At 38.2% G+C, this 15,429-nt stretch carries 15 protein-coding genes; 5 read left to right on the forward strand and 10 right to left on the reverse strand.

Translation table 11 applies throughout. The features are described from left to right. Nucleotides 1-17: 17 nt before the first annotated feature. Nucleotides 18-698 (reverse strand): chorismate mutase, encoded by a 681-nt coding sequence (locus RIV7116_RS22220; RefSeq protein WP_157229311.1) that lies wholly within the window; start codon nt 696-698, stop codon nt 18-20. A 56-nt stretch (nt 699-754) separates the two neighbouring features. Then, nucleotides 755-2,149 carry a glycoside hydrolase family 10 protein gene (locus RIV7116_RS22225; RefSeq protein ID WP_015120570.1) on the reverse strand — a complete coding sequence of 465 codons (1,395 nt, stop codon included), beginning with the start codon at nt 2,147-2,149 and terminating at the stop codon, nt 755-757. 407 nt (nt 2,150-2,556) lie between these two features. Here RIV7116_RS22225 and RIV7116_RS22230 point away from each other — a divergent pair, with 407 nt between their 5' ends. After that, nucleotides 2,557-3,063 (forward strand): hypothetical protein, encoded by a 507-nt coding sequence (locus tag RIV7116_RS22230; protein WP_015120571.1) that lies wholly within the window; start codon nt 2,557-2,559, stop codon nt 3,061-3,063. Nucleotides 3,064-3,330: 267 nt separating this feature from the next. Here the strand turns inward: RIV7116_RS22230 and RIV7116_RS35965 are convergent, their stop codons facing one another. The 3 genes from RIV7116_RS35965 to RIV7116_RS22240 all read right to left on the reverse strand — a co-directional run bounded on the left by RIV7116_RS35965 (nt 3,331) and on the right by RIV7116_RS22240 (nt 6,544). Then, nucleotides 3,331-3,486, reverse strand: a complete 156-nt coding sequence (locus RIV7116_RS35965; protein WP_015120572.1) for a hypothetical protein — start codon at nt 3,484-3,486, stop codon at nt 3,331-3,333. A 1,147-nt stretch (nt 3,487-4,633) separates the two neighbouring features. Beyond that, entirely contained in the window at nt 4,634-5,320 is a 687-nt protein-coding gene (locus RIV7116_RS22235; protein WP_015120573.1) for a hypothetical protein, read from the reverse strand. A gap of 138 nt (nt 5,321-5,458) precedes the next feature. Next, nucleotides 5,459-6,544 carry a D-alanine--D-alanine ligase family protein gene (locus RIV7116_RS22240; protein ID WP_015120574.1) on the reverse strand — a complete coding sequence of 362 codons (1,086 nt, stop codon included), beginning with the start codon at nt 6,542-6,544 and terminating at the stop codon, nt 5,459-5,461. Between the two features lie 525 nt (nt 6,545-7,069). Here RIV7116_RS22240 and RIV7116_RS22245 point away from each other — a divergent pair. Both RIV7116_RS22245 and RIV7116_RS22250 read left to right on the forward strand, forming a co-directional pair. After that, nucleotides 7,070-7,333 (forward strand): hypothetical protein, encoded by a 264-nt coding sequence (locus tag RIV7116_RS22245; RefSeq protein WP_015120575.1) that lies wholly within the window; start codon nt 7,070-7,072, stop codon nt 7,331-7,333. Nucleotides 7,334-7,490: 157 nt separating this feature from the next. Further along, the gene (locus RIV7116_RS22250) at nt 7,491-8,906 is read left to right on the forward strand and encodes a sodium/proline symporter (protein WP_015120576.1); all 1,416 of its coding nucleotides are present in this window, start codon (nt 7,491-7,493) and stop codon (nt 8,904-8,906) included. 6 nt (nt 8,907-8,912) lie between these two features. Here RIV7116_RS22250 and RIV7116_RS22255 read toward each other — a convergent pair whose 3' ends face one another. The 4 genes from RIV7116_RS22255 to miaB all read right to left on the reverse strand — a co-directional run bounded on the left by RIV7116_RS22255 (nt 8,913) and on the right by miaB (nt 11,893). Then, a complete protein-coding gene (locus tag RIV7116_RS22255; protein ID WP_015120577.1) occupies nt 8,913-9,353 on the reverse strand; it encodes a type II toxin-antitoxin system VapC family toxin in 441 nt (146 codons plus the stop codon). Beyond that, nucleotides 9,350-9,730, reverse strand: a complete 381-nt coding sequence (locus RIV7116_RS22260) for a hypothetical protein (protein ID WP_015120578.1) — start codon at nt 9,728-9,730, stop codon at nt 9,350-9,352. Before RIV7116_RS22260 ends, RIV7116_RS22255 begins: the two co-directional genes overlap by 4 nt. A gap of 344 nt (nt 9,731-10,074) precedes the next feature. After that, nucleotides 10,075-10,257, reverse strand: a complete 183-nt coding sequence (locus RIV7116_RS22265) for a hypothetical protein (protein WP_015120579.1) — start codon at nt 10,255-10,257, stop codon at nt 10,075-10,077. A 274-nt stretch (nt 10,258-10,531) separates the two neighbouring features. Next, a complete protein-coding gene (gene miaB / locus RIV7116_RS22270) occupies nt 10,532-11,893 on the reverse strand; it encodes a tRNA (N6-isopentenyl adenosine(37)-C2)-methylthiotransferase MiaB (RefSeq protein WP_044292192.1) in 1,362 nt (453 codons plus the stop codon). 138 nt (nt 11,894-12,031) lie between these two features. Here miaB and RIV7116_RS22275 point away from each other — a divergent pair, with 138 nt between their 5' ends. Together RIV7116_RS22275 and RIV7116_RS22280 are read left to right on the forward strand one after the other, a co-directional pair. Then, nucleotides 12,032-12,241: an immunity 17 family protein gene (locus RIV7116_RS22275; RefSeq protein WP_015120581.1), complete on the forward strand. Its 210-nt coding sequence runs from the start codon at nt 12,032-12,034 to the stop codon at nt 12,239-12,241. Between the two features lie 86 nt (nt 12,242-12,327). Next, nucleotides 12,328-13,416 (forward strand): RNA ligase family protein, encoded by a 1,089-nt coding sequence (locus tag RIV7116_RS22280; RefSeq protein ID WP_015120582.1) that lies wholly within the window; start codon nt 12,328-12,330, stop codon nt 13,414-13,416. Between the two features lie 53 nt (nt 13,417-13,469). Here the strand turns inward: RIV7116_RS22280 and RIV7116_RS22285 are convergent, their stop codons facing one another. Next, nucleotides 13,470-14,924, reverse strand: coding sequence for a carotenoid oxygenase family protein (locus RIV7116_RS22285; protein WP_015120583.1), 1,455 nt, complete (start codon nt 14,922-14,924; stop codon nt 13,470-13,472). Nucleotides 14,925-15,429 lie beyond the last annotated feature (505 nt).

Below are 15,429 nucleotides of genomic sequence, written 5' to 3' on the forward strand. Positions count from 1 at the left end.
AATCCTATAAGTAAGCTTTATTTGATTGGATTTACAACGGAATAAATTACCTTAGACAATAAATCAATAAAAAGCTCGCGATCGCTACTGGGATAAATTCCATCTAAATCAGCTAATGATTTTCTTAGTCCATCTTGTATTTGCTCAAAAGTAATGGAATTGGAACCCCGGATTAATCCAAAGCTATTCACAATCGCTTCATCAATTTGGTCGATGCGCTGTCTAATTTGGTTTAGCGAAAGTTTTGCTGTTGTACTTTCATTTTTCCATAAATCAAACCAGTACTGCTGGATTTGACGGGAAACATCCATCACAATTTGAGAGTAAAGTTGCATTTCCCTCACAGGAAGTTTGTTTTTTTTGGCAATAGTACCAATATTGTCCAAAACTGCTATTTCGCGTACTCCATCATAAATAGGTTTTTTCTGAGGATATTTATTAGCTGCGACTTCTTTCATCAAGCGCTCTCGCTCATAAATTAAGCACCATAATCGATTAGCTGGAGAAAATTGTTTTGAGTTACAACTTTTTACAGGATTCTCCCCAAAAACCACAGTTGCTTTTTGATAATTGATTGGTACGCTTATTACTTGGGGATGAATGATAAAAGCTATCAGCAAAAATACCAGGATCGCCACAAGCGAAAAATATTTTCTCATTCCGCGATGACACACCATAACTAATTTTGCGGATATCATATCATTCATCTTGATTCTAAAAAAAAGAACCTCTCCCCCTCCCTTGTCCCCTGCTTCTAACTCTTCGAGTTAGCTAAAAGATTCGGATATTTCGCTGGTGATGAAAATAATTCCTGTAAACCAGAAATACGCTGTTGCGATGGTTGTTCGCTTAGATTCCACAGGGTTTCGTAGAAGAAGAAAGAAACTCCGGCAAAGTTGCGATCGCGCACTTGTTTTACTTGAGCTTCGATTTGTTCTACTGGTACGTGTTTATTTTTCAAGCCGGAAAGAATGCCAATACTTGTGGGAATATGCTTTTTAGCGGCGATTACTTCGGGTTGCTGCAATTCCTTGATAAACACGTTCATGTCGTTGCGGTAAATTTGAACTATCAAATCTTCTATCAACCCCATACGCTCCCATCTTTGCCAATCTGCTAAAAAGTATTCGTAGGAAAAACGTTGGGGATTTGGTGATACGGAAACAATACAGTTTTTATCGACGGCTTTAATGGCGAAAAATACCTCTTTCATGAAGTCGGTAATTTTATCTGCACGCCATTTTAGCCATTCTGGATTTTTATTATCTCTAGGAGGTGCTTTACCGTTATGTTCTTTTTTGTATAGCGCTACAGTATATCTATCGTATCCATATTCCGATGGTAAGCCGAAATGGTCGTCAAATTGAATCCCATCAATATCGTAATTTTGCACCATTTCTACGATTAAATCTTTGATAAATCCCTGCACGTCGGGACGAAACGGATTTAACCAAACTCGATCGTGAACACCTTCTTTTTTGATTTTGCTACCGTCAACTTTACTTGTAAGCCATTGAGGACGACGTTTTGCTAATTGGGAATCGGCAGGAGCCATAAAGCCAAATTCAAACCAAGGAATTACTTTTAAACCCCTCTCATGTCCTTCACTAACCGCTTCTGTAAGCATATCGCGCCTTCTCAATCCCGGCTCTGGATCTACGCTACGTCCGATAACTCTTCTGGCAACTCTACTAGGATACAAAGTGTAACCCCAGTTCCACACCGCAGGATATACAACGTTAAAATTTAATTCTTTGAGGCGCGTTAAAGCATCTTTTAGCTTTTCACTTGAAAATAAAACATCGCTGTCAATGTTAGTTAACCATACTCCCCGTAATTCAGTTGGTTGCTGACGATTGGTAACAGTTTGCGGTTGAGGAGGTTTAATAGTCGGTAGCTGCCCAGGTGTAGTCTTCGGCAATCGATTGGGGTTACTCGTTGGTACGGGTGGTATCACAGTTGGCACATTTTGGTTGACAACTGTTGGTTGCTGACGGGTTTTAATAATTACTTGAGCCGGTGCTGGGACAGAAAACATTACCCCAGCCATCAGCGACAGAGTAAAAATAGCTGCAAGAAACGCCGGTTTTTGTCTGCGCTGCTGACTCAACGAAAACTGGCTAATACACCACTTAACAAATTTTTTCATAATTATACTGAGTACAAAACTTCACAACTTTGATGACTTGCATAACTCTTAGGATGTTGCACGGATTTGGAATTGGGTATTGGGTATTGGGCATTGGGTATTGGGCATTGGGCATTGGGAATAGCTTACGAAGTAATGGGGAGAAAATAACTCCCTCTTCCCCCTCTCCCGTCTCCCCATCCTCTTCGTAATTTTACCGATACATGATACTTAGTAATTTAAAATGCGGGGTGTGGCACTACATCCTCAATAATTACCTTATGAGTATACTTAGGTAGTTGAAGCAAAAAAGTGATTCAATTTACTTGTACGTATCATCCTTTAGCCGATGTTTATTGGGTGATTATACTGATAAGTTGAATATCTATGTTTGGATCTTTCTATTAAGAGAAACGAGTGAATTACCAATGATAAGCTTGATTGATTCTCAGAACAGTACGACAAATGATATGGCGGTTGTTCAAAGGTTGGCAAGAGCGATTAGCCTTGCTGCTGCACCGAATGCACTTTCCAATGGAGAGTTTTCGCTGCTTTTGGCGTGCTGCAATTCTGCGAACAAGCAAGAAGAAATCCTCAGCGTTTTAAGAGAATTTTCAACGGTGAATATCAGAAAGGTAATTCTTTCATCAAAGGCACAAACGCTTTACTCTAATATTGTTTCCGTATTGGGTTCTACTCAACCTGATGCTTTGGTTGTCAGGGGTTTAGAGTCTGTAGAATCAATTAATGAACTGATTATTTCCACAAATTTAATGCGAGATGAATTTGGGAAACAGTTTAAGTTTCCTTTGGTACTGTTCATTAACGAAGATATTTTACGTAAGTTGGTTCGGTTAGCGCCCGATTTGAAAGACTGGGCTGCTAGTACTTTTAGGTTTCAAAATTATTCCCAAAGAGAGTTGATCGGCTTTTAGGGAGTAAGTAATTATAAGTATATAGATTTTGTGGTAGCTGCGGAAAATACTGAATAATTGTTCTGAGTAAATATTCTTAAACTTATGAGAGTCAGCTTGATTTTTACTCTACGATAAAGAATTGAAGCAATTTCAGAGTTTTACAGATTGTTCCTAGCACAGCGCCTTATCTTTTCACCCTATACGAAAGATAAGGCGTTTTTATTTGTGGACTTAAGGATAAATTAGCATTAACAGTTGTCATTTGAGCTGAATACATACCTAACCTCAGCCCCTTCCCTGCAAGGAAAGTTGCTGTTCGCTGATATCATCAGTTGCAAAAAACCGGTTTGTAGCATGTCTGGTTGATAGCTTTTGACCGCTGTGGATGATCGCAAAACCCTGAGATTGCTTCGTTTCACTTTGTTCCACTCGCAATGACATATCGCAACTAATTTAGCGGACACGATATTATTTCTGATTTCACAACGAGATAGTAATACTTTAACCACAAGAAACTTGCTGTTCGGTCAGTTTTCACCCAAAAAAATAAGAGTGGAAGGATGCATACCACAAGCAATCACTTCCACTCTTACGTTTGCTGCTGAAGCGCTTCGGAATACGTACAAACATTGCCTTGATTTTGGGGGCTGTTTTTGGGTCAACGCAATATCTGTACGCGGTTGGTATTCCTAATGCAGCAAACTAAACTTAATTTTTTTTAAATTTTTTGTTGACAATTATTTAATTCTTTTGTTAGGATGAATATCCTTCAAATAAAGAAGCATCCTTAAAAGAACGAATAATTTATTGGTAGAAAGTGTATCACCTTGTCGTTATTAAAGTGATACACCCTGATAACAACACCCTTGAAGTCGTTTATCTTGATTAAAGATAACTGAGTTAATTGTAAGTTGGTTGCCATTCTGGCAGGTTTTATAATTTGTTTTGAAAAACAAGCAAGAAAATAGTTAGTTGCTTGATTTGTAGCGGATTTCTACTTGATAGGCTTAGAATTTATGGCTAATTCCAATTTCACTGCTGTTCAGCTTTCCATAGCTGAGTCAATATTGAAGCTGGAAAAGCGCTAGGGCGTGTTTTCAAAGTACTCCTCACCCTATAAGGGACTTCCAATAAAAAAAATAATCAATCGCTTTGGTGAGTAGGGGGAGCAGGGGAAGCAGGGGGAGAAAAATCTGATAAACGTATTAGACGCATGGATTGAGTAATTTAATTTTTGGATGTCCTTAAGGGTGAGGCTATACCTACAAAGTCTGCCTACGCGGACTAGAAATAGCCCTTTGGGAGCTTTGTAGCTGTAGCTCCAGGCTTTAGCCCCAGAGCGGTTGGGGTTTGAAAACACGCCCTAGTAGTGGTCTGTCCGATTAATTTTGATCGGCTTTTATCGTTCGTAGTTGCGCTGTCTTCGCCAAACATTCAGGATTTTAGCCTTTAAATACAAACAATGTTTTACCTGCATACAAAAAAACACGCATATCGATGGTAAGTCCTCGAAAGCGTGGATAAATAACCCTTTATTTTTTTCTTTTAAAACCTAGCTTTAAAACTATTAGCTTACTTTAACTAATTACTACTTACGTAACATTGAAGACAAAGGTGTCTGTTTACGAATATCCATCATATCAGCCAAGGAATCTTTACCTTTTTGATTTGGCTCAAAATTGTGTTCTGGTGGTAAAACAGTTACCACAGGTTTTGGCTTAGGCTTTTGTGGAGGCATAGCCATTATAGGAGTTCTTCTCGCACCGTTAGAGGCACGAGCAGGTGTTTTTCTTTTCGGTAGCCGTGCTTCAATTACTTGATAGCGTCGCTGTGCCAAACGTATTTCATGACGATTAACAACCTGTTTCTTAACTTTCTGCTTTTGCTTCGGACGGTTAAGAACTCTTAAAATTACTAAGCACCCACTAGCACAACTAAAAGCTATTGCGGCTACCATCCATAGAGGTATAGGGTTTTGATTGCTGTTTTCTGCCACAGGAGCTTTCGGAGGAATTACCTCAGCCTGTAATGTTGTTTCCGAGCCTTTGCGCTTGATGCTTTCATCAACATAGCCCAAACTATAAATTGATATGGCACCCCCTCCCAAAAACATCAATAACAAACCAGCTAAGAATAGCCAGGGATAATGTACAAATAAGTATACCGCTACATTCTTGACCCTATTTACTTTGCTTTCCGGTTCGTTATTGTCTGAAATGGGTGCGGACTCTTTGACTTCAGACGACTCCTGTTGTACGCTCTGAGTGTTTTCCATGACCTTTTTCAGATTTGTACTTCTCAAAGTATTGATTGTACTTGAGTAAGAAGGTTTCACGTATCCGTAGTATTTATGTCAATTCAAGTAGTATTTTTTGGAATTTTACGCTACTTATTATGTTAATTCTGGCGTTTATTAAGTACTTAAAGATACTTCTGGTTTTTCCGAACCTGAATTAATTTCTATGGCTAACTGTACAAGCTTGTCAACTAGTTCGGGGAAGGTAACGCCGCTGCTTGCCCACAGTTGCGGATACATACTTGTCGCCGTAAAACCTGGCAAAGTATTGATTTCATTGATTAAAATCTCACCAGTAGCTTCAACATAGAAGAAATCTACTCGTGCTAAACCAGCGCAGTCAAGAGTCGTAAATGCCTGTATTGCCTTTTCTTGTATTTGTTCTATTACTCCATTAGCCAATGGTGCGGGAATAAGTAAATATGCTTTGCCGGAGGTATATTTTGTTTCGTAATCATAAAAGTCACTTTCGTAAGTGATTTCACCAACTGTTGAAGCTTTGGGGCTATCATTTCCCAAAACAGCGCATTCAACTTCTCTTGCAGTTACTCCTGCTTCTACAATAATTCTACGGTCGTAACTAGCTGCACTATCCAAAGCAGCTTCTAATTCCGAGCGCGATCGCACTTTCGCAATACCGACGGATGAGCCGAGGTTAGCGGGTTTAACGAAACAAGGATAACCCAAAGTTTGTTCGATGTCATCGCAAAGTTTGGGGAAGATACAGGGATTTGACCAAACTTGCTCCCTAGTTAATGCCATATACTTAACTTGTGGCAATCCTGCTTGAGCAAATATGGATTTCATGCCAATTTTATCCATACCCGCAGCGGAACCCAGTACCCCAGAACCAACGAAGGGGACTTGCATCAAGCTTAGCAATCCTTGAATAGTACCATCTTCCCCATTTGGGCCGTGAAGAATGGGGAACCATACATCTACAGTTTCTGCTTCTGCGGGAAACTGCCAAAGTTTAGGTTGAGAATTTTCACAAGATAAAGCTTCTCCGGATGATAAAACCTGGCGAGCAAGATCGCAACCTTGCCAAGAACCATCTTTTTTAATATAAAAAGGCAATAATTCGTATTTATTCGCGTTTTCTTCGGCGGTTAAAGCTCCTGCAATTGCTTTAGCTGAAACAATAGAAACTTCATGTTCTCCAGAACGACCACCAAATAGTAAACCTACCCGTAATTTTGTCATCTTGAATACTTAATAAAATAACTAATTGCGACCTAGATTATCACAACCCATAAAAATTGCTAAATATTTTTTACTACGCAATCTTTAAATATCAATTAAAACATCAAAAACCCAGCCACAAAGACCGGGTTTTTGAAGGTTTCATATAAGGATAGGGGCCATAGTTCCCCTGTTAAATATAGTTAGCAAGCAATAAGTCGCTCATCTAAGATAGGATACTAATATTAAGATGTCAATTCCGGAAAGTTTAAAAGTTTTTGAAAAAGTTTTTTTCGGATAGTTATTGTACGCTAGAACACATTCTAATATCTTAATTTCTTATGGAATTGGCTTTCAACCCGTTCTAATGGTAATTGGTAGGTTGAATTAGAGACAGGGAAAGATTTCATAATTAATTAATTAATTGAAATTATGTCGTAATTCAACCAAGCACCTTATAATTCAACCTGAAATTACCCAACATAGATTTCTGGGTGAAGCGCTTGTAGTGAAAGATTCGAGTTCGAGTAAATAATGTCATAATTAATGTATACCTGTCATAAGTGCGAATATACAACTACGCGGGATATTGCAGCTAACCAGGAAGTCATAATCCTGAAAATTTCTGCGTTAGGGAAAGCAAGTCGAAAATCTTCGTGGACTGGATGCGAGGCAAGTATCGGAAAAGATGCTCCAGTTGGCACGGGAATAAAAAAAGAGCAGCGAGGTGATGGAATCCCTATCCTCAAAGTAGTTGTTAGCGAAGCTTTTCTAAAAGAAGTGCGTCGTCAAGCTGCTTGGGGTGGGTAAGATTTCAAGGCGTTGCTAATTAAAAATATGAATAGCCCCGAACCCCCAATTTTGGGGTATTTAGGGGGCTAGTAAATATGAGAAAGATAAATTCATATTTCAATTGGGCAATGCCGATTTCAAGCTAGCTGTTGTCGTGTGAGACGCGATTAGATATATGAATAACAAAATAGGCATTACTATTGCTTTCATATTTTTTTCACTATCATTTACCTTCGTAGGAATTTTATCTGCCAAACATAAGACAAACACTACTGAAGATTATTTGTTAGCTAGTCGAAATGTAAATCCTTGGTTGACTGCTTTATCAGCAATGTCTACCGGGCAAAGTGGTTTGTTGTTTACCGGGCAAGTTGGTTATGCCTATATGAAAGGAATTTCTGCAATTTGGCTAGTAATTGGCTGGGCTATCGGCGATTATCTTGCTTGGTGGTGGGTGTTTAGAAAATTACGATTGGTTTCTGAAGATACGAATTCGGAAACGGTTTCGGATTTTCTAAGTCAAGAAAAAAGTGGTTTTCCCTGGATTAAGTTAATAACAGCTTTAATTATTATTGCTTTTTTAGCCTCTTATGCTGCCGCACAGTTGGTAGCAAGTAGTAAAACTCTGCATACGGTATTTGGTTGGAATTATTCTTTGGGAGCAATTGTTGGTGCCGTAATTGTAGTGATTTACTGTTTTTCTGGAGGGATTCGCGCCGATATTTGGACGGATGCAATTCAGTCTGTGGTAATGATTGTTTCTTTGATTTTGCTATTGGTAACGCTTCTTGCTCATGGTGGCGGAATCGATAATATTTGGACGCAATTACAAGGGATTGATTCTAACTTAGTTCAAGTATTTCCTTCTAATTTAGCTTGGGGTTTTACTGCCTTTTTTATGGGTTGGTTAGCGGCTGGGTTTGGTGCTATCGGGCAACCTCACATTTTAACTAGGGCAATGGCAATAGATTCGGCAGACAATATTGGATTTGCCCGCAATTTTAAGACTGTATGCGGTTTAGTAACTTCTTTTAGTGCTATTTTTATCGGACTCGCAGGCAGAGTGTTTTTACCGCAACTGGCAACAGGAGGCGATCCAGAATTGGCGCTGCTGTACTTATCTGCCGACTTATTACCACCCGTTTTAGTAGGATTAATGCTAGCGGGTTTATTTGCGGCGATTGTTTCCACTGCTGATTCTCAAATCCTGTGTTGTTCGGCGGCACTAACCCAAGATATTTTTCCCGGAATCGCTAAATCCCATAAGTTTGCAATGCTAGGGACTTTAACCATTACTGCAATTGTTTTAATTATTGCTCTATCCGAACATCAAAGCGTTTTTTCTTTAACTATTTTTGCATGGTCAGCCTTAGCTGCGGGATTGGGGCCATTATTAGTAATTCGGGCTTTGCAAAAACCAGTTGATACTCCCGTAGCTCTGGCGATGATATTCGCTGGAACTGCTACTGTGTTGATTTGGAATTTGGGTTTAAATTTATCCAGCGCACTTTATGAAGTCTTACCTGGTATGGCTGCGGGTTTTTTAGTTTACGCTTTGGCTTGGTTGTTTTATCGGAAGTTGAGGAGATAATGTATCTTACGTATTGTCTTCGGTTACGGCTATTGTCCAATCTTCAAACTGTAAATCGGGTACGCGAGAAAAATCTCTTTGATTCCTAGTTACCAAAATTGCATCATTGGAAATGACAATTGACGCAATTCGTAAATCTTGCGTACCTATACGAATTTTTTGACGCAAAAATTGAGAATAGCAATTAGCAGCTTCTTGGGTAAAACCAATTAAATTAATGCTACCAAAGAAGTTGTATGTCGCTTGCAGTCTGGAATATGCTGTTACCAGTTTATCCGCAGAATCAGCTTTCCTAACTACATTAAATCTTCCCCGAACTTGCTCTTCAAATGTAATAATTGTCACAGCTATTTTTTCAGGAGAGATTGTACTAATGCGTTTAGTAATATTAGGATGATTGTTTTGGAAAAGTGACACTGAATCGGTATCTAATATCCACAAACTCACGATTTATCTCCTTCTTCTGCATCTAATTTGCGATAATACTCTTCCATTTCTGCATCAAGTTCTCTACGATACTCTTCAATATCTGCTAAAACCTCATCAAACATAGGGTCATCCTTAAACATCCCCGCAAATTTCATCCAAGGATGCTCTTTAGTTATAGGTTTTTCTGTTTCTTGAATAACTATCTCTACATTTTGCAATCGATTTTTCATCAATTCGTGTAAATTATTGATTGCTTCTTCTTTTGTTGTCGCAAATACCTGACAATCTGGTAAACCCCAAACTGTTGCTTGATATCCATTTTCTTTGGCTTCAATTAATATTGAATAATTTAGTTTTTGAGTTTCAGTCGTATTTTTGATTAAGTTAGTAGTCATATTTAAGTATTCTTAAGGTGTACTGCGCGGAGTCATATCTCTATATTCATTTTAATATCCATTGTTCGCTGTAACGGACTATTTTAAAATTGTTGAAACATACTAATAGTCTTCCCGAAGGGTACGAAGTGAAGCATTCAGCGAAGCTGCTATCTCTTTGTGCTCTGTATTGAAGAGGTATCGGATTCTTGAAAAGCCTATGTTTATATAAAAAAATTTCCCTTAACAAATTGTTATTAAGAGATGGGAGGCTTATATGTTAAAGCTTGTAAGCGAAATACCAGCCACAGGCGCAAGTCACGGGAATTGATAACCCCCACAGGAATGCACCTTTGACTGGAATTTCATCGTACATGGCAGAAAAAATTGTTATCGGCAACATCCTTAGATTCAATAGTTTCTACGCTAGTATTTTCGCGATAATAGTCATAGTAATTAATAATCGCGGCAGTATTGCGATCGCCAGTAATAATAGCACTACTCTCAGCACTACCTCCAAGGCTGATGCTGCGATTCTCTTCTGTCATCCGCTCCTCACTTATAGATTCTCCAAGGCTTTTACCGATTTTATAGCCCGCATTAATATATAGGTGTTATTGAAATCAACATATGCATCGTTCGGGTATTTTATCAGTTTGCATTGTTTATAAGTTAAAACGCATCTAAATTGAATAATCAAAATTGTCTAATTCTTGTGGGATGGGCATCCCTGCCCGTCCAAATATACAATTTAAATGCACAACAGCTTATCCTCAAATTGTAGGGAGACGTAGCAGTGCTACGTCTCTACATCATTATGAATCAAACACCAACCATTTCCCTTACTTCCACAACTTCACCCGTCAAACTAAACGGACGCACAACAGTAATTTTCACCTTCACAATCTTCCCTTTCAACTCGTTAATATCACCTGTAAAGAAAGTTAAACGATTTCCTCTTGTACGCCCCATCACTTGATTTTTATCTTTAGGGTTCTCATCTTCCACTAACACCTCTTCAATTCTTCCCATATAACGTTGCGAACGTTCGGCTGCTTTGGTTCCGACAAGATGATTTAACCTTTGCAATCTATCGCTTTTGACTTCTTCGCTTAATTGCTCCTCCCATTCTGCCGCAGGTGTATTTGGACGTGGGGAATATGCAGCTGTGTTCAACAAATCAAAACCAATATCTTCTGTTAGCTGCATCGTCTTCTGAAACTGTTCTTCCGTTTCTCCAGGGAAAGCCACAATTGCATCGGCACTAATTGAAGCATCTGGCATATATTCGCGAACTTTACCAATAATTCTCCGGTATTTTTCATGAGTATAACCCCTTGCCATGCGTTTCAAAACTTCGTTATCTCCCGATTGGAAGGGTATATGAAAATGCTCGCAAACCTTCGGTAATTCCGCACAAGCTTTAATTAATCTTTCTGTAAAATAACGGGGATGAGAAGTTGCAAATCTAATTCTTTCAATTCCCGGTACATCGTGGACATAATAAAGTAAATCAGTCAAAGTGTTCTGACGACGACCTTCTGGTGTAATTCCCGGTAAATCTCTACCGTATGCGTCAATATTTTGACCGAGTAAAGTAATTTCCTTATAGCCCTGCTTTGCTAATTCTTCAATTTCAGCACGAATTGCTTCCGGTGTCCGCGATTGCTCTACACCGCGCACTCCAGGAACCACACAATAAGTACAGCGTTCGTTACAACCGTAAATTACATTCACCCAAGCAGTTACCTTACTATCCCGACGCGGCTTGGTGATATCTTCCATGATATGCACCGGTTCGGTAGCTACAACTTGAGAACCACCGTAGACTTCGTGCAGCAAATCTTTCAAACGGTTGGCGTGTTGCGGTCCCATCACCAAATCTAATTCCGGAACCCTTCTTAATAAAGTTTCTCCTTCCTGCTGAGCCACACAACCCGCTACCACCAAAGTTATATCGGGATTTTCGCGCTTCCGTTTCGCTTGTCTGCCCAGATAAGAATATACCTTCTGTTCTGCATTATCCCGGATAGAACAAGTATTACAAACAACTATCTCTGCATCGTACTGGTCTTCTGACCACTCAAAGCCCATGTCTTCTAGGATGCCAGCCATGCGTTCTGAATCCGCTTTGTTCATCTGGCAACCGTAAGTAATAATGTGGTATCGGCGTTTGGTGGTCATTGGTAATTTTTCGTTTGGGAATGTAGTATTTACTAATTTCATTATCAATTTTACACAAAGTTTTTATATCAAGTATTGCGACTATATTGATATAAATTAAAATACTCTCAATAAATAAAATTATCTATAGCAAAAAATATGTACAAATTATTAGCCCCCATGTTGTTCGTATTAATCGGCTCGTTCTCAGTTGCAGCTAGCTATTTTAACTGGGATTGGTACTTTAACAATTATCGCGCTCGCTTTCTAGTCAAAATAATTGGTCGTCGCGGCGCACGTATATTTTACACGGTTTTAGGTTTATTCCTCGTTGGCTTGGGATTATCCATTTTACTGAGCAATATGTAAACTTGATTTATATATACTACAATAAACTACAAGATATGTTTGTTGTCAGCGATTTATTGCTAATTATCGCGCTTGTTGCTGAATAAATGGATACCGAATACATCGCTTATGAGAAGATACCGGAAAATCCCAATCAATGGAATTTAACGGAGTCAGATTACCGAATTTTTAAGAAAAGTGATTGGGTGGTAACAGAGAAGATTCACGGTGCTAATTTTGGGATTGTGACGGATGGTTTGGAGGTTAGATTTGCCAAAAGAAAGCAATTCCTTGATTCAAAAGACAATTTTTTTGGCTATCAGTTATTACAAGATAAATTAATTCTACAAGCAAAAGAAATATTTAAAATTCTGCAAGTCGAAAGAATAAACTTAAACAAAGTATTTATTTACGGCGAATTATTTGGAGGAGAGTATCCACATCCAGAAGTAACTCCTGTTTGTGGAGTACAAGCAATACAAACGGGAGTATATTATTCTCCAAATATAGAATATTGTGCTTTTGATATTGGCATTGTAGAAAATACAAGAAATAATCACAAAATTTACCTGGATTATGATATTGCGCTGCAACTATTTGCAAAAGTAGGAATGATGGCTGCAAAGCCTTTGTTTATAGGAAAATATGAAGAAGCTGCGGCATACAATATTGAATTTGAATCTACAATTCCGGCGATTCTAAATTTACCGCAGCTACAGCAAAGTAATAAGGCGGAAGGGATTGTAATTAAGCCAGTTAAATCATTTTATATAGAAACTCGTAAAGGTAGAATTCGTCCAATTATTAAATATAAAATCCCGGAATTCGCGGAAGATAGTCGCTATCATCAGGCACAAAAGTGGAATTATCAAAAGACTTTAAATCAAAATCAAAATCAACATCAAGAATTAAGCTTTGAAGATGAATTATGTCAGGAAATGCTGGCTTTGGTGACTGCAACAAGGTTAGATAATGTCATTTCCAAATTAGGAAGAATCACAAATCAAGATATAGATAAAATTCCGCAGCTAGTTGATTTATTGCAAAAAGACGTTTTAGAAAGCTTTTACGAAGAATATGAAAGTATTTTTAAGGATTTATCTGTGGAAAATCAAAAAAATATGATGGTCGAGTTACATAGAGCGTCGCTAAAGTTACTGAATGGCTATTTGATGTCATTGAAAAATGGTTTGTAGTTGCGCTTTAGTGCCAAAAATAATTGGCGCTAAAGCGCAACTACGAACCGATATTACCCATCTTTCCAAGTACCGTGAAAACCGGGAGGAATCACGCTGGGTAAACTCAATTTACAAACGGGTGATTCATTTAATCTATCCGCATCAAATATCCACAATTCGCTACTGTCTAAATTACCATCGTAGACAACCGTTAAAATAAACCCACGAGCGTAAATGGGTTCGGAAGGATAAAGATTTTCGTCAAAGTTTGCTTCGGTAATAGTATCAGTTTGATTGTCAAAGCGAGCAATACTATTTAATATCTCCTTACTAATATCCGTACCTTCCTTTACTGTAGAAAGATAAGTATATCTAGAAGATTTTCCGACATTTTTCTGCGGTACGATAGGAAATTCGCAATGTCTATCGAATAATGTTTCTACATTGCTAACTTTAGCAGTCTGCGGATTTAAACTAACTCGCGATAACTTACTTTTTGAAGCAGTATAAGTCTCACCAGTGGGAACTTCTTTAAGAAATTGATTGGTTTGAAAATCGTCATAGCTAGCAATATCAACAACTACAGTACCATTATCGTCAATATAGCCATTAGAAAAATGCCATTGAAACCAAGGCTCAGTCTCGCTACGACTGACAATATTTAAAGTTTCTCTGTTAATAACTATAATTTGAGTACCTTTGCTTGGCTGCCATTCCAAAGAATCGCTAAAGCAACTCAATCCCATTGCTGGCATTAATAAATTTAACCGCACTGGGGAAATAAAAAATATCAAATACTCTCCAGCTAAAACAAAATCGTGCAGTAAAGGTACACCATCTAATTGATGTGCAGCTTTCTTAATAATTCTTCCCGTAGCATCGCTTTTATAAATATTAAGTGTTGCGGTTAATCCAACAGAAATACCAAAATTAAAAATTTCTCCTGTTTGATAATCAATCTTTGGATGTGCGGAATAAGCCAACCCATCATCCAAACCCCCTAAATCATCTTTTCCTAAAGTATCAAGGTTCTGTAAATCAAGCTTATGTGGGCTATCGCCTTCCCATAAAGCCAAAAGTTTATCCGGCAAAGCCAAAACCGAAGTATTTGCAGCATTTTTTATTGGCTTAAACCACTGATTCCAAACTGCACCCGGTGCTGTCATCCCATAATTACCGTAAAGCAATTTTCCTGCACTAGCTTCTTCCTTAAATCCCTCAGTTTTTACGTAACGGTAAACCGCTGAAGCATTTCCATTACCCCCCTTAGTCCCCCCTTGTAAAGGGGGGAGACTTGAGTTTGAATTAAAATGAACGGCAAGAATTGCACCATCTCCATCAAACCAGTGCCCTACAGGAATACCACCACGCTCAAATCTTCCCGGCCCGTTGCGATAAAGAGTACCATTTAAACTTGCGGGTATTTCACCTTCAATTATTGAAAGTGGCGTTAAAGGAAATTCTGTCGCGGGCTTTTGAAAAGCTTTACCCCAAGCTTTTTTTGAGGATTTTTGAACTGTTTGCATTGTAAAGTAATTTTAAGCAGTTACAACAATTTTAATATTTAACTGTTCTCATTTACATTCTCAAAGCTTCCAAAACTTTTTATTCATTTCCTCTACGCTCTCCGCGTCTCTGCGGTTGTTTATATCTTATTATTTGAAAATCAAAACGAACTAATATGAGCGTAGATTATTAGTGTTTTTTTATTCATCTCTCTTCCGAAGAAGAAGCGAGTATTTTACCCTTTTATCAAGACGCTTTGCAAAAAGCTGTTTTATCAGATAATTCAAAATATATACAGACAAAAAAACCTCGGGTCTCAATCCGAGGTCAATTTAAGAAAACCAAATGTCTACCGTTGTTAAAGATATTGAAAATTTCAAATCTTATTAATTCACATCAAAGCCATATCAACCAGACTTTTGTGAACTTATGTAAATAATATTAATGAAATCATTACAAAATGTCAATCAGCCTTGACACTGAATTTTTTTGTATATATTGAATAAATTCTCAGTATATTACGGA

Origin of the sequence: Rivularia sp. PCC 7116 (assembly GCF_000316665.1) — a bacterium.
Taxonomy (GTDB): Bacteria; Cyanobacteriota; Cyanobacteriia; order Cyanobacteriales; family Nostocaceae; genus Rivularia.

Excerpts from the sequence above, each read along its gene's own strand:
- RIV7116_RS22220 (WP_157229311.1), bottom strand. The coding sequence starts at position 698 with ATGATATCCGCAAAATTAGTTATGGTGTGTCATCGCGGAATGAGAAAA.
- RIV7116_RS22225 (WP_015120570.1), bottom strand. The coding sequence starts at position 2,149 with ATGAAAAAATTTGTTAAGTGGTGTATTAGCCAGTTTTCGTTGAGTCAG.
- RIV7116_RS22230 (WP_015120571.1), top strand. The coding sequence starts at position 2,557 with ATGATAAGCTTGATTGATTCTCAGAACAGTACGACAAATGATATGGCG.
- RIV7116_RS35965 (WP_015120572.1), bottom strand. The coding sequence starts at position 3,486 with ATGTCATTGCGAGTGGAACAAAGTGAAACGAAGCAATCTCAGGGTTTT.
- RIV7116_RS22235 (WP_015120573.1), bottom strand. The coding sequence starts at position 5,320 with ATGGAAAACACTCAGAGCGTACAACAGGAGTCGTCTGAAGTCAAAGAG.
- RIV7116_RS22240 (WP_015120574.1), bottom strand. The coding sequence starts at position 6,544 with ATGACAAAATTACGGGTAGGTTTACTATTTGGTGGTCGTTCTGGAGAA.
- RIV7116_RS22245 (WP_015120575.1), top strand. The coding sequence starts at position 7,070 with ATGTATACCTGTCATAAGTGCGAATATACAACTACGCGGGATATTGCA.
- RIV7116_RS22250 (WP_015120576.1), top strand. The coding sequence starts at position 7,491 with ATGAATAACAAAATAGGCATTACTATTGCTTTCATATTTTTTTCACTA.
- RIV7116_RS22260 (WP_015120578.1), bottom strand. The coding sequence starts at position 9,730 with ATGACTACTAACTTAATCAAAAATACGACTGAAACTCAAAAACTAAAT.
- RIV7116_RS22265 (WP_015120579.1), bottom strand. The coding sequence starts at position 10,257 with ATGACAGAAGAGAATCGCAGCATCAGCCTTGGAGGTAGTGCTGAGAGT.
- miaB (WP_044292192.1), bottom strand. The coding sequence starts at position 11,893 with ATGACCACCAAACGCCGATACCACATTATTACTTACGGTTGCCAGATG.
- RIV7116_RS22275 (WP_015120581.1), top strand. The coding sequence starts at position 12,032 with ATGTACAAATTATTAGCCCCCATGTTGTTCGTATTAATCGGCTCGTTC.
- RIV7116_RS22280 (WP_015120582.1), top strand. The coding sequence starts at position 12,328 with ATGGATACCGAATACATCGCTTATGAGAAGATACCGGAAAATCCCAAT.
- RIV7116_RS22285 (WP_015120583.1), bottom strand. The coding sequence starts at position 14,924 with ATGCAAACAGTTCAAAAATCCTCAAAAAAAGCTTGGGGTAAAGCTTTT.